Source organism: Micromonospora sp. SYSU B005, assembly GCF_055362685.1.
On the sequence record NZ_JAXCFU010000012.1, the window covers coordinates 120,649 to 133,864 of the forward strand.

The following is a 13,216-nucleotide window of genomic DNA, read 5'->3' on the forward strand; positions in this document are numbered from 1 at the left end:
GGTTTCACCGGCTTCGGGCGGCACCTATGATGGCTCCCGGCTCTGGGGAGGGTCGGCCGTGCTCGGCGTCTCTCCCCCACCGACACGGGGAGGCAGCCGGCAGTGACCACCATCGAGGACGTCACGGGCACCGGGCCGGAGCAGGCTCGTCCACGGTCGCGGATGCGCGGCGGGCTGGTCACCATCGGCACGGTGGCCGCGCTGCTGGCCGCGATGGGCCTGACGGTGCTCGGGCTGGGCGCGGCCGACAACGCGGTGGCGAGCTTCGACGCGTCCTCCTGGTTGTGGAGCACCACCCGCAGCGAGCTGGCCCGGGTCAACGGCGTCACCGCGCGGGTGGACACCCGGATGGAGGTGCCGGGCGGGCGGCGGCACCAGATGCAGGTGGCGCAGACCGACCGGCTGCTGATCCTGCGTGACCTCAACACCGGGCAGGTCAGCTCGCTGGACCTGGCGACGTTGCAGATCACCGCGACGACGCCGACCGCGCCGGGGTTCGGGGTGAGCGTGGCGCTGCACGAGGACGCGGCGTTCGTGGTGGACGCGGTGCAGGGCATCGTCCGGCAGCTGGACCCGCGGGCGCTGACGCCGGTGGGCGAGCCGGTGCGCTACCCGCCGGGCATCACCGGTGGCACGTTCGACGGCGCCGGCAAGCTGTGGGTCGCGGTGCCGAGCGAGGGCACCGTCTCGGCGGTGACCGCCGCCGAGCTGCCGGAGACGCCGGGTGACGCGCCGTCCGCGGGGCTGAGCCCGAAGCGGGTCGAGACGTACGACGTGGCCGAGCCGGCGCACGAGCTGGTGGTGTCCACGCTGGACGAGGGTGTCGCGGTGCTGGACCGGACCTCGGCGTCGCTGGTGACTGTGGTCGGCGGGCAGACGCAGCGGGCGGAGCTGAGCATGAGCGCGCCGGGGAACCTGCCGACGCGGACCAGCGGGCCGCAGGTGCCGGTCACGGTCCCCGGTGACCGGTCGGTGCACGTGGTGCGGGACAGCCGCGAGGTGAAGCGGTTCACGGTGCCCGGCGCCGGTGTCCGGTTGAGCCCGGCGGTGGCGTGGGCGGGCCGGTTCTACTGCGCCGACGAGACCACCGGCACGGTGTACGCCTTCGACGCCGAGGGGCAGCTCGTGCAGACCGTCAAGGGTTCCGGCCGGCCCGGCCCGGTCGAGCTGGAGGTGCGCGAGAACCACCTGTTCATCAACCCGCCGGACTCGTCCACCGCGCAGGTGGTCGACGACCGCAACCAGGTGCGTGAGGTCGACAAGTACGCCAACGACGTGCTGGGCGGTGACCCGCCGCCGGTGGCCCCGCCGCCGCCCCCGCCGAAGAAGCCGAAGGTGTCCAAGCCGGGTGCGCCGAAGTCGGTCACGGCCGCCGCGGGTGACGCGTCGGCGCGGGTGAGCTGGCAGGCCGCCGCGTCCAACGGCGCCGAGATCACCCGGTACGTGGTGGAGGGCGCCGGTCAGACCCATCAGGTCGGCGCGAACCAGCGTGCGCTGGAGATCACCGGTCTGACCAACGGTGAGACGTACACGTTCTCGGTGCACGCGGTGAACGCCAAGGGTGAGGGGCCGGCGCGGCGCAGCAACCCGGTGGTGCCGACCGCCGAGGTGCCGGACCCGCCGGCGTCGGTGACCGCCGAGGCGCGGCCGGACGGCACCGTGCGGGTGAGCTGGCCCGAGGCCGACGGCCAGGGCAACACGATCGCGAGGTACGCGGTGACGGCGACCTCGGCGGGTGCGAGCGCCCCGGCCGGTGAGTCGGCGAAGACGGAGCTGATGGTGCCGGCCGGGCAGCTGGAGTACGGCACCCAGTACGCGTTCACGGTGACCGCGGTGAGCGAGAAGGGTGCCGGGTCGAAGGCGTCGCCGGTGAGCAACACGGTGGTGCCGTTCACCGTGCCGAAGGCGCCGACCGAGCTGCGCGCGTCCACAGTCGCCGACCAGCCGGGCACGATCGCGGTGCAGTGGTCCCCAGCGGGGGACAACGGCCGGCCGGTGACGAAGTACGTGGTGGAGGCGGCCGGAAAGTCGGTCGAGGTGACCGACGTGCAGGCCACCGTGGGCGGCCTGGGCAACGGGCAGAACGTGACGGTGAAGGTCAAGGCCGTGAACGAGGCCGGGCCGGGACCGGAGGCGAGCACCACCGCGCGAACGGTGGCCGAGCCCCGGATCACGGTGACCGGCTCGTCGGCGGACGCCACGTCGGTGACCGTCACGTTCACTGTGGACGCGGGCGGTGGGCGCGCCTCCTGCACGGCGGCGACCGGCGGGAAGACGGCGAGCGGCAGCTGTTCCAGCCTGCGGGTGACCGGGCTGACGCCGGGTACCGCGTACACGGTGACGCTGACCGCGAGCAACGCCGCCGGTAAGGGGACCGCTTCGCGCGCGCAGACCACCGACCCGGTGTACGGCGTCGCCACCTGCAAGAACGGCCCCGACGGCGACCAGCGGACGTATTGCGACCGGGAGATCCCCGGCGAGCGCAACGGCAACGAGATCTTCGAGGTGCCGCGGCAGGACAACAACCGGCAGGCGGGCTGGGTGCCGGACGGCCACCGGCTGCGCACGTACTGCAAGGTGAAGGGCGAGGACGTCAACGCCTGGATCTACAACAACAACAAGCAGAGCACCTGGTGGGTCCAGGTGGACTACAAGGGCAAGACGTACATCCCGTGGGCCTGGCTCAACCTGGAGGGCGGCGACGACCTCGGCGTCCTGCCTGGCTGCTGACCGCACCGTCCGAGAGGCGCATCCGTGAACACGCACGAACCGCTGAGCCAGCCGGAGGTGCAGGGCTTCGCCGCCCTGGCCGCCCGGCTGGCCGACAACGTCAACGCGGTCGTGCTGGGTAAGCCGCAGGTGGTGCGGCTGGCGCTGACCGCCTTGTTCGCGCAGGGGCACGTGCTGCTGGAGGACGTACCGGGCGTCGGCAAGACCACGCTGGCGCGGGCGATCGCGGCGACTGTGAAGGGGCAGTGGCGGCGCATCCAGTTCACGCCGGACCTGCTCCCCTCCGACGTGTCGGGGGTGACCATCTTCAACCAGGCCAGCCGGGGCTTCGAGTTCCACCCGGGGCCGGTGTTCGCCAACATCGTGATCGCCGACGAGATCAACCGGGCGTCGCCGAAGACCCAGTCGGCGCTGTTGGAGGTGATGGAGGAGCGGACGGTCACGGTGGACGGCGTACGGCATCCGGTGCCGCAGCCGTTCCTGGTGGTGGCCACGCAGAACCCGGTGGAGATGGACGGCACGTACCGGCTGCCCGAGGCCCAGCTCGACCGGTTCCTGGTGAAGCTGTCGGTCGGCTACCCGGACGAGGCGGTGGAGGTGGAGGTGCTGCGCGGCGCGACGGTCCGCTCCCCCGACTCGCTGACCGCGGTCACCGACACCGCCACCGTGGGCGAGATGGTGAAGATGGCCCGGCGGGTGCACATCGCCGAGCCGCTCTACGCGTACGCGGTGCGGCTCGCCGCGGCGACGCGTACCCATCCGCAGGTGCGGGTCGGGGTGAGCCCGCGCGGGGTGATCGCGCTGACCCGGGCGGCGTGCGCGTACGCGCTGATCGACGGCCGGGGCTGGATCATGCCGGAGGACCTGAAGGCGCTCGTCGAGCCGGTCTTCGCGCACCGGCTGCTGCTCACCCCTGATGCGCAGGTGCGCGGTGTCACGCCCGCCGAGGTGCTGCGTCAGGCGGTCGCGTCGGTGCCGGTGCCGCTGCCGTCGGGCCAGGCCACAGCGGTGCACGGCTGAGCGTGGGGATCACCGCCCGTGGCATCGGGCTGCTCGTCGCCGCCCTGGTGCTGCTCGGCGTGGGGTTCCGCTACGCGTACCCGGAACTGACGGTGCTCGGCGCGGCGGCCGCGGTGGCGGTCGGCTACGCCGTGGTGAACGCGGCCTGGCGGCCCCGGCTGAGCGTTCAGCGGCGGGCCGACCCGGACCGGGTGGCCCGGGGTGAGCCGGCGGCGATGGAGCTGACGGTGCGCAACACCGGCCGGCTGCGGGCGGCGAACCTGGTGGCCGAGGACCGCTGCGCCGGCGCGCTCGTGCCGGTTCCGCTGCTGCGGTTGCGCCCGGGCCGGGACACTGTGGTGCGCTACGACGTGCCGACGCACCGGCGTGGGGTGGTGCCGGTGGGGCCGCTGCGGGTGGTGCGCCGGGATCCGCTGGGGCTGGTGGCGCTGGCGCGCGGCTACGGCGGCACGGTGCCGGTGTGGGTGCATCCGCGCATTCACCCGCTCTCCGCGGTGCCCACCGGGGCCGGGCGCAGCCTGGACGGGCGCACCGACAGCGTGCCGCACGGGTCGATCACGTTCGACTCGTTGCGGGAGTACGTGGTGGGCGACGAGTTGCGCCGCGTGCACTGGCGCACCAGCGCCCGGGTGGGTGAGCTGATGGTGCGGGAGAACGTGGACACCAGCCTGCCGCGCCTGGTGGTGGTGCTGGACAACCGCGCGTCCGCGCACCCGGACCGGGCCGGTGGTGTCGCGGAGTCGTTCGAGTCGGCGTGCGAGGCGGCAGCGTCGGTGGTGGCCGCCGCGGTGCGGGAGGACCTGCCGGTGCACCTGCTGCTCGTCGTACCGGCCGAGGTGGAGCCCGCGGGCGCGGCCGGGCCGCTGGACCGGCTCGCCGCTGTGGAGCTGGCGGACGCCGGGCCGGACGTGCTGCCCGCCGCGACGGGCAGGCTGCGCCGCGACCGGCTCGGCGACACGCTCGTCTTCCTGACCGGGCCGGGTGGCCGCGACGACCTGGGGCACGTGGGCGCGCTGCGTGGCGCGTACCCGTCGGTGGTGGTCGGGATGTTCGGCGCGGACGGGCCGACACCGGCGGGCGCGGCGGGCCTCACGGTGCTGGACGCGGCCGACGGCGCGGCGTTCGCCGCCGAGTGGGACGGGGTCCGCCGGTGGTGACGCCGCCGCAGGTCGAACCGCCAGCGGACGGGCGCGTGGCCCGGGCGCTGCGGGCCGTGCCGGTCCCGGCCGCGCTGATCGTGCTGGTCGCGCTCTCCGGCGTGGTGCTGGGCCGGGTGTACGCGGACCCGCTGCTGACCCGGCTCATGGCCGGCGCGGCGGTCGGCTCGGTGCTGGTCAGCGTGGCCGCCCGGCGGCTGCCGTCCTGGCTGGTCGCGCCGCTGTCGGTGGCCGCGCTGGCCGGGTGGACGCTGCTGTCGCTGCGGCTGGCCGCCGCGCACGCGGCGCTGCCCGGCGGGCTCGGCGAGGTGGCCGCCGACGCGGCCCGCAACGCGATCCCCCGGCTGCTCACCGCGATGATCCCGGTCGAACCGGCCCCGGACACGGTGCTGGTCCCGGTGGTCGCGGCGTGGCTGGCCGGGCTGACCGCCGCCGAGGTGGCGCTGCGGGCCGGGCGGGTGCTGCTGGGCTACCTGCCGCCGGCGCTGCTCTACGCGGGCGCGCTCTACGTGGTGGGGCCGAACGCGGATCCGGCGATCGGCCCGACGGTGCTGTTCGCGGCCGTCGCGGCGGCCGGCCTGGCGACGCCCGGGCGCCGCGACGGCCCGGCGCCCGATCCGGTCGCCGGCCTCAGTCCTGCGGTACGCGCGGCGGTACGGCTGCGTCTGGTGGCGGCGAGCGCGGCCGGGCTCGCAGTGGTGGTGGCGCTGGCGGCGCTGCTCGCCCCGGTGGTGGCCGCCCAGGTCGACGAGCGGCCGGTCGACCCGCGCCGCTACGTGGAGCCGCCCCGGGTGGAGTCGCTGGACGAGAACCCGCTGATCCGGATCTCCGGGTGGGCGCTCAACCCGGACCAGCGGCTGCTCGACGTGCGTACGAGCGGGGGCGCGGCCGGGGACGGGTCGCCGCGGATCCGGCTGGCGGTGCTCAGCGACTACGACGGGGTGACCTGGCGGGTCGGCGCCACGTACCGCAACGCGGGGCGGATCCTGCCCGCCGCCGAGCCGGCCCCGAACGCGGCCACCGACGAGGTACGCCAGGAGATCACGGTCGGCGACCTGACCGGGCGGCTGCTGCCGGCGGTGCCCACGCCGCGCGAGGTGACCGGCGCGCGGGTGGCGTACGACCCGGCGACCGGGACGCTGATCCGGCCGGAAGGGCTCGCGCCGGGCCTGCGGTACGAGGTGTCGTCGGTGCGGGAGCGCCCGGACGCGAACCTGCTGCCCACGGCGAACGTGCCCGCCGGTGACGAGGTGGCCCGGGTGCTGCGGGTGGCCGACGGCGCGCCGGAGCCGGTGCGACGGCTCGCCACCCAGCTCGCCGAGTCGAACGGCGCCCCGTACGCGCGTGCCGACGCGATCGCCGCGTTCCTGGCCGAGCACTACCGGGTGACAGCCGACGCGCCCAGCGGGCACGCGTACCCGAACCTGGCGTTCTTCCTGTTCGGACCGCGTAACGGCGGCGGGCAGCGGGGCACGTCGGAGCAGTTCGCCGCCGCGTTCGCGGTGCTCGGCCGCCTCGCCGGCCTGCCGACCCGGGTGGTGGTCGGGTTCGAGCCCAAGGGCGACGGTCCGGTGCGGGCCGCCGACGCGTACGCCTGGCCGGAGGTGCTGTTCGACGGCGTCGGCTGGGTGCCGTTCGACCCGATGCCGCGTCCGGACTCCGAGCCCCGCCCGGTGGAGGAGGACTTCCGGCCGCAGCCGGAGGATCCGCCGCCGTCGGAGGTGCCGGCGCCCACCGAGGAGCCGAGCGCCACTCCCTCGGCCGCCGCGCCCGCGCCCGGCCGGAGCGAGCGTGGGCTCGGCACGCCGGTGCTGGTCGGCGGCGGTGCCGGTGGCCTGCTGCTGGTGGTCGGGGCGGTGCTGGCGGTGCTCGTGGCGATGCGCCGCCGGCTGACCCGCTCCCGGTTGGACGCCGGTGACCCGGGCGAGCGGGTCGCCGGTGCGTGGCGGGAGCTGACCGACGCGCTGCGGCTGGCCGGGCACCCGGTCGGGCCGGACCTGGCGGCGGCCGAGGTCGCCGAGCGGGCCCGCCGGACGCTCGCCGAGGCGCGCGCGGCGCGGCCCGGAGAGGGCGCGGCGAGCGGCGACCCGGATGGCGCGGTGGTGGACGAGCTGGCCGGTCTGCTCAACCAGGCGGGCTTCGCGCCGGGCAGCGTCACGCCGGAACAGGCGGAGCGGGCCGCACGGCTGAGCGCCGGCTTCGCCGACGCGCTGCGTTCGGCCCGGTCGCGGTGGCGACAGGTGCTGTGGGCGGTCCATCCGGGGCCGCTCCGGTGGCGACGCTGATCAACAGCCGTAACCGGATCGCCGGGCCGGTACCTCTACGAGCCGTCCTGAGTGGGGCACCGGCGGCCGGCTTACGGAAGTAGGGTGAGCGGTGATCTGGATCAGGAACCGGCGTTTTCGTCTGCTCTGGACCAGTACGCTCTTGTCCAACCTGGGCAATTGGCTGATGATCGTCGCGGTACCGGTCCACGTCTACACGATGACCGGGTCGACGCTCAGCAGCGGTTTCGCCTTCGTCGCGCAGACCCTGCCCGCGATCGTCTTCGCGCCCCTGGCCGGGGTGCTGGCCGACCAGTGGGACCGGCGGGCGGTGATGGTCGGCGCGGACCTGCTGCGCATGGCCGTCGTGCTCGCGCTGGTCGTGGTCGACGATCCGGGCATGCTGTGGCTGCTCTACACGGTGATGTTCTTCGAGAGCGCGATCGGGCACGTCTTCCAGCCCGCGGCCCGGGCGGTGGTGCCCGCCATCGTCGGCCGGGGCGGTGACCTGGAGGCGGCAAACTCCTGGAACACGGTGGCGAGCGGCGTCGTCCGCCTCGCCGGCGCGCCCCTGGGCGGCGCGCTCTACGCCCTCGTGGGTTTCGACGCTCTGGTGCTGATCGACTCCGCGACGTACCTGGTCTCGGCCGTACTGATCTTCGGAATGGGCCGGCTGCGGGTGGCCGACGACGGACACCGGCCGGGCACGTCGTCCTGGCTGGCCGCTTTCCGGGGGCAGATCCGGGAGGGTCTTGCCTTCCTCTTCGGGCATCCCGTCCTCCGCACGACGCTCGGCGTCTCCAGCATCTTCCTGATGGCGAACGCCGCTCTGAACGTGCTTCTCGTGCCGTACGTCATCAGCGTCCTCGGCGGCGACGCCGGCGATGTCGGCGTGCTCATGGCCGCGCTGGGCGGCGGCTTCCTGGCCAGCGCGTACGTCGGTAACGTGCTGTCCCGAAGCGGTCTCCTCCGGCTGTCGTTCACCGGCTGCCTGGCGGCGATCACCCTCTGCTTCGCGGGGCTCTTCCTCATCCACCACTTCGCCGCCGCGCTGGTCTTCATCGCCTTGGCCGGCCTGCCCGGTGGCGCGTTGCTGATGCTGGTCCAGGTTCAGGTCCAGCGCCACACCCCGGACCGCCAGCTCGGCCGGGTCGGATCCGCCTTCTCCGCCGCCGAGATGGCCGCGACCGTCGTGGGTGCCTCGGCGGGCAGCATCGCCGGGCAGCAGTTGCCCCTCATCACCACGGTCTGGCTCGTGATCGGCGTACTGGCGGCCGGCGCAGCAGTCGCCGCCCTCCTGCTACCCACCCGGTCCGGACCGCCGGCGGCGGAGCCGGTGGCGACGGCAACTCCGCCGGCGACAGCCGGAACCGGTGGCGACGGCTGAATCGCCGTCGATCCGTCATGACTGAGGGGAGTTCGCCCGCAGCTTCCGGACGAGCTTGCGCAGCCCGGCCTGCCAGCCGTCCGGGTCCTCGGCGCGGCGGCGGGCGTAGTCGGCGACCTCGGGGTGCGGCAGGATCAGGAACCGCTCCTCGGCCAGCCCGGCGACGACCGCGTCGGCGACCTGGTCCGGGGTGAGGATCGTCCCGGACGCGGCGATCACCCGGGCGCCCAGGTGCCCCTCGGCGAGGCCGTCGGCGAGCATCGGGGTGTCCACGCCCTGCGGGCACAGCGCGCTGACCCGGATGCCGGCGTCCCGGTAGGTGATCGCCAGCCACTCGGCGAGACCCACGGCGGCGTGCTTGGTGGCGGTGTACGGGGCGTCGCCGACGGCGGTCAGCAGTCCGGCCGCCGAGCAGGTGAGCAGCAGGTGTCCCTGGCCCCGGCTGAGCATCCCGGGCAGCACGGCGCGGGCGCTGTGCAGGTGCCCGAGCACGTTCACCTTCCAGGCCCGGTCCCAGTCGGCGTCGGGCGCGTCGATGCCACCGCCGGTGGCCACGCCGGCGTTGGCGCAGAACAGGTCGATCCGGCCGTGACGGCGCTCGGTCTCCTCGACCAGCGCGTGCACCGCCGCTTCGTCGGTGACGTCCAGCCCGACGCCGCTCGCGACCGGGCCGATCGCGTCGGCCGCCGCGCGGGCCGCGTCGGCGGCCAGGTCGGCCAGAACGATCGCGGCGGCGCCCTCGGCGGCGAACCGGCGGCCCAGCGCCGCGCCGATCCCACCGGCCCCGCCGGTGATCACCACCACCCGGTCGGTCAGGTTCATCTCAGGCCACCTTTCCGGGGCCGAGCCGGGGCAGCAGGTCCATCCAGGCCGCCGCGCCGCCCTCGGTGATCTCCGGCGTGGGCAGCACCGCGATGACCGGCACGTCGACGCCGTTGTCGGCGTACCGGCGGACGGATGCCACGCACTGCTCGGGCGAGCCGTGCAGCACCAGCGCGTCGACCACCTCGTCCGGTACGGCGGCGGAGGCGCCCCGCCGGTCCCCCGCGGCCCAGGCCTCCCACATCGGGCCGAGCGAGTCCTCGCGGCCCAGCCACCTGTGGAAGGCGGCGTACGCGGGCACGGTCAGGTAGCCGGTGATCATGCGGCGGCCCAGCGCGCGGGCGTAGGCGGTGTCCTCGGTGGGGCAGACGAAGATGCGGGCGGCCACGTCGAAGCCGGGCCGGCGCTCGCCCACCTCGGCCAACGCGGTCGGCACGTCGTCGGCGGCCAGCCAGTTGAGGATCACCCCGTCGGCCTCGGCTGCGGCCAGACGCAGCATGCCGGGGCGCAGCGCGGCCAGCAGGACCGGCGGCGGCACGCTGGGCGGGCGCTCCAGGGTGAAGCGTCGTACCGCGAACGTGTCGAACGCGCCGTCGACGGTCTCGCCGCGCAACGCGGCCCGCAGGAACCGCAGCACGTCCCGGGTCCGCTTGAACGGCTCGTCGAACCCGATCGCGTTCCAGTCCCGCACCAGCACCGGCGACGAGGCGCCGACGCCGAGGGCGAACCGGCCCGGCGCGGCCTCGGCCAGCGCGGCGGCGCTCATCGCGAGCAGTCCCGGCCCTCTGGTGAACACCGGCGTGATCGCGGTGCCCAGCCGCAGCCGCGGCGACCAGGCGGCGGCCAGGGCCAGCGGGGTGAACGCGTCGGCGCCGGCCACCTCCGACGACCACACGTCGGTGAACCCGGCGTCGTCGAGGGCCGCGTAGACCGCGGCGTGGTCGGCGAGCGGGATACCGCCCAGTGGCACGGTCATGCCCCATCGGTTCGTCACCCGTCGATGGTGCCCGTCCGGCACCGCCCGGAGCAAGATCCAGGCGGATATGGGTGATCCGCACCGGGGCGTCGGGAAAGAGTGTTACGACTGCCGGGCCCGCTTCGAGTACGAGGTGTTCGGCCGCGTCTCCCCGTCGAGGCTGGTGGGGATCGCCGCGCTGCTGCTGCCCGTACCGCTGCTGGTGCGCCTCGCGCCGCTGGTCGCAGCGATCCTGGCCGCTGTGGTCCTGACGGTGGTGGCGGTGGCCGACGCGCGCCGCGCCTGGGGCCGCCCGCCCGAGGAGGCGGCGACGCCGTTCTGAGCGGCGACGCCGGTGCCGGACGCCGCGGCCGGGCTACGATCCGCGCGTGACCTTCTCGCTCGTCGCCCGCTCCGCCGACGGGCGCCTCTACGGGGTGGCGGTGGCCAGCCGGTTCCTCGCCGCCGGGGCGCTGGTGCCGGCGGCCGAGGCGCTGGTGGGCGCGGTCGCCACCCAGGCGCACGCGAACCTCGCCTACCGGGCGCAGGCGCTCGCGCTGCTGCGTACCGGCGTCACCGCCACCGACGTGGTGGCCGGGCTGGTCGCCGCCGATCCCGGCCGCGACGACAGGCAGCTCGCGGTGGTCGGTACGACCGGCGACGGGGCCACCTGGACCGGGCCGCGCTGCCACCCCTGGGCGGGCGGGCAGGCCGGCGACGGCTGGGCCGCGCAGGGCAACATCCTGACCGGCCCGCAGGTGATCGACGCGCTGCGCGACGCCTGGCTGGCCCGCGACGACCTGCCGTTCCCGCAGCGCCTGCTGGCCGCGCTCACCGCCGGTGACGCGGCCGGCGGCGACCGGCGCGGCCGGCAGAGCGCCGCGATGCTGGTGGTGCAGCGCCACGGGGGCTACGCCGGCACCGGCGACGAGCTGGTGGACCTGCGGGTGGACGACCACGCCGACCCGGTCGCCGAGCTGCGCCGCCTGCTCGGCATCCACCACATGCTGTTCGGCCGCCCCGACCCGGCCACGCTGCGGGATCTCGCCGGCCCGCTCGCCGCCGAGGTGGCCGAGCTGCTCGCCGCCACCGGCCACCCCGTCGGCCCGGCCGGCCTGGACGACGCGCTGGCGGCCTGGACCGGCCTGGAGAACCTGGAGGAACGCTTCGTACCCGGCCGGATCGACCCGATCGTGCTGGAGCACCTGCGGCGGTGTGCCGGGCGCTGAGCCGTGGTCAGCCGCCGAACGCGAGCCGGCCGATGCCGGCGCGCGCCAGCTCGGCGTGCTCATCGCCGGTCAGCGGCAGCCGCCCGGTGGCCTTGCGCAGCACGGTGAGCGCGTCCCAGCCCAGTCCGGCCGGCACCGGCACGCCGCCGGTGAGCACGCCGACCACCACGTCCGCCGCGGCCGGGGTCAGCCACGGCGCCCGGTCCAGCGCGTCGGCCAGGTCCAGGCCGTGCACCGCGACCTCCACCACGCGGGTACGGAGGAACTCCGGCAGCGCCATCGCGTCACCGTGGCGGGTGCGTACCACCCGGCCGGGCGGCGCGGCGGCGACCGCCTCGTCGGTGGCGCGCCAGGCCCGGGCGAACTCGTCGGCCACCTCGGCCGCGCCCGGGTGCTCCCGCGCCGCCCGGCGGGCCGAGTCGATGCGGTCCCGGTCGACCGGCGGGCTGAACTTGGCCGCGCCGAAGTAGGCGGCCGCGTCGACCTCGGCGCGGGGCGGCGCGGGTTCGGCGAGCATCAGGGCCAGGCGACCGGCTCCGGTGCTCACGTGCGCGACCAGGTCGCGTACCCGCCAGGGCGGGCACGGGGTGGGCCGGTCCAGCGCCGCGTCGTCCAGGTCACGCAGCACCCGTTCCAGGCGCTCGCACTCGGCCCGGAACGCCGCCCGTACGGGCTGCACCGGCGTCAGCCCTTCCAGCGGGGCACCAGCCGGTGCACCACGACCAGCACCAGCGCCGCCACCACCGCGATCGTGCCGGCGATGCCGGCCGCGCTGCCCGCGTACCCGATGAACAGCGGACGGCGGCCGAGCGCCTCGACGGGGATGGTGGAACGGTCGACGAGCCAGGACAGCGCCACCGCGGAGGCCAGCAGGGCCACCACGCCGATGCCGCCGAGCACGGCGCCCGCCATTCGGTGCGCGTCGCCCGGCTCCACCACGGCCTGCTCCCGCTGGAAGAACAGCAGCACCAGTCCGGCGGCGGCGGCCCAGGCACCGACCACCAGGTACGCGGCGACCGCGTCGCTGGGCCGGTGCCAGCCGGCGGAGAGCGTGGCGACGCCGGCGGCGGCGGCGTACCCGGCGCCGAGGAACGCCCCGGCGACCCGCAGCTTGCGCGGCAGCACCAGGATCAGCGCGATCGCCACCGAGGCCGCCACGGCGGTGTGCCCGCTGGGCAGGCTGTTGCCGGCGGCGGCCCGTTCCGGGTCGATGCCGAAGTCGGGCCGGACCAGGTAGTACTTGAGCAACTGCGTGGTCACGTTCGCGCCGGCGATGAGCAGCGTCGCGGTGACGGCGAGCGCCTTGCGCCCCCGGATCAGCGCGATGAAGCCGATCACCGCGGTCGCGGCCAGCAGCGACACCACCGACATGGCGTTGAGGAGTGTGTTCACCGGACCGTCTATGCGGTCCTGGCCGATCCGGTTACCGGTGAGCGCCACCGTGTCCAGCCACTGGCCCAGTTCGGTGTGCACGGCGAAGCGCCACACCAGCCCGAACGCGGCTGTCTGGATCAGGGCCAGTACGACCAACCAGACCGCCGTCCAACCCCTCGCCGTCTCCCGCACCCGGACAACTTAACGGTAGGCACGCTCCGGCGCGCGGCGGAGCGCCAGCGGCGGCGGCGTACGGTGAGGCGGGCGATTTCGAGGAG

Annotated in this window: 11 protein-coding genes; 7 read left to right on the forward strand and 4 right to left on the reverse strand. The window is 75.3% G+C overall.

Annotation, left to right across the window (positions count from 1 at the left end; all coding sequences use genetic code 11):
- Nucleotides 1-162 precede the first annotated feature (162 nt).
- The 5 genes from SM452_RS24180 to SM452_RS24200 all read left to right on the forward strand — a co-directional run bounded on the left by SM452_RS24180 (nucleotide 163) and on the right by SM452_RS24200 (nucleotide 8,558).
- Entirely contained in the window at nucleotides 163-2,730 is a 2,568-nt protein-coding gene (locus SM452_RS24180) for a fibronectin type III domain-containing protein (RefSeq protein WP_357210047.1), read from the forward strand.
- A gap of 24 nt (nucleotides 2,731-2,754) precedes the next feature.
- Nucleotides 2,755-3,750, forward strand: coding sequence for an AAA family ATPase (locus SM452_RS24185; RefSeq protein ID WP_018787909.1), 996 nt, complete (start codon nucleotides 2,755-2,757; stop codon nucleotides 3,748-3,750).
- A 2-nt stretch (nucleotides 3,751-3,752) separates the two neighbouring features.
- Complete coding sequence (locus SM452_RS24190) at nucleotides 3,753-4,907, forward strand: DUF58 domain-containing protein (protein WP_463840773.1); 1,155 nt, start codon at nucleotides 3,753-3,755, stop codon at nucleotides 4,905-4,907.
- Nucleotides 4,883-7,192 (forward strand): transglutaminase TgpA family protein, encoded by a 2,310-nt coding sequence (locus SM452_RS24195; RefSeq protein ID WP_435819581.1) that lies wholly within the window; start codon nucleotides 4,883-4,885, stop codon nucleotides 7,190-7,192. Before SM452_RS24190 ends, SM452_RS24195 begins: the two co-directional genes overlap by 25 nt.
- 91 nt (nucleotides 7,193-7,283) lie before the next feature.
- Complete coding sequence (locus tag SM452_RS24200) at nucleotides 7,284-8,558, forward strand: MFS transporter (RefSeq protein WP_358174588.1); 1,275 nt, start codon at nucleotides 7,284-7,286, stop codon at nucleotides 8,556-8,558.
- A 15-nt stretch (nucleotides 8,559-8,573) separates the two neighbouring features.
- Here SM452_RS24200 and SM452_RS24205 read toward each other — a convergent pair whose 3' ends face one another.
- Nucleotides 8,574-9,380 carry an SDR family oxidoreductase gene (locus SM452_RS24205; protein ID WP_114920898.1) on the reverse strand — a complete coding sequence of 269 codons (807 nt, stop codon included), beginning with the start codon at nucleotides 9,378-9,380 and terminating at the stop codon, nucleotides 8,574-8,576.
- Nucleotide 9,381: 1 nt separating this feature from the next.
- Entirely contained in the window at nucleotides 9,382-10,356 is a 975-nt protein-coding gene (locus tag SM452_RS24210) for an LLM class F420-dependent oxidoreductase (RefSeq protein WP_463840780.1), read from the reverse strand.
- A 67-nt stretch (nucleotides 10,357-10,423) separates the two neighbouring features.
- Between SM452_RS24210 and SM452_RS24215 the strand changes: the two genes are divergently transcribed.
- Both SM452_RS24215 and SM452_RS24220 read left to right on the forward strand, forming a co-directional pair.
- Complete coding sequence (locus SM452_RS24215; protein ID WP_262016231.1) at nucleotides 10,424-10,678, forward strand: hypothetical protein; 255 nt, start codon at nucleotides 10,424-10,426, stop codon at nucleotides 10,676-10,678.
- Nucleotides 10,679-10,724: 46 nt separating this feature from the next.
- Nucleotides 10,725-11,564: a DUF1028 domain-containing protein gene (locus tag SM452_RS24220; protein ID WP_357210028.1), complete on the forward strand. Its 840-nt coding sequence runs from the start codon at nucleotides 10,725-10,727 to the stop codon at nucleotides 11,562-11,564.
- A 7-nt stretch (nucleotides 11,565-11,571) separates the two neighbouring features.
- On the opposite strand, the gene SM452_RS24225 is transcribed toward SM452_RS24220, so the two are convergent.
- Both SM452_RS24225 and SM452_RS24230 read right to left on the reverse strand, forming a co-directional pair.
- Nucleotides 11,572-12,243, reverse strand: coding sequence for a maleylpyruvate isomerase N-terminal domain-containing protein (locus tag SM452_RS24225; RefSeq protein ID WP_262016233.1), 672 nt, complete (start codon nucleotides 12,241-12,243; stop codon nucleotides 11,572-11,574).
- Nucleotides 12,244-12,248: 5 nt separating this feature from the next.
- Nucleotides 12,249-13,130 (reverse strand): phosphatase PAP2 family protein, encoded by an 882-nt coding sequence (locus SM452_RS24230; RefSeq protein WP_355513739.1) that lies wholly within the window; start codon nucleotides 13,128-13,130, stop codon nucleotides 12,249-12,251.
- Between the last annotated feature and the right edge of the window lie 86 nt (nucleotides 13,131-13,216).

Bases quoted from the DNA above. Each gene is read 5' to 3' on its own strand.
- SM452_RS24180 (WP_357210047.1), top strand. From the start codon at position 163: ATGCGCGGCGGGCTGGTCACCATCGGCACGGTGGCCGCGCTGCTGGCC.
- SM452_RS24205 (WP_114920898.1), bottom strand. From the start codon at position 9,380: ATGAACCTGACCGACCGGGTGGTGGTGATCACCGGCGGGGCCGGTGGG.
- SM452_RS24215 (WP_262016231.1), top strand. From the start codon at position 10,424: ATGGGTGATCCGCACCGGGGCGTCGGGAAAGAGTGTTACGACTGCCGG.
- SM452_RS24210 (WP_463840780.1), bottom strand. From the start codon at position 10,356: ATGACCGTGCCACTGGGCGGTATCCCGCTCGCCGACCACGCCGCGGTC.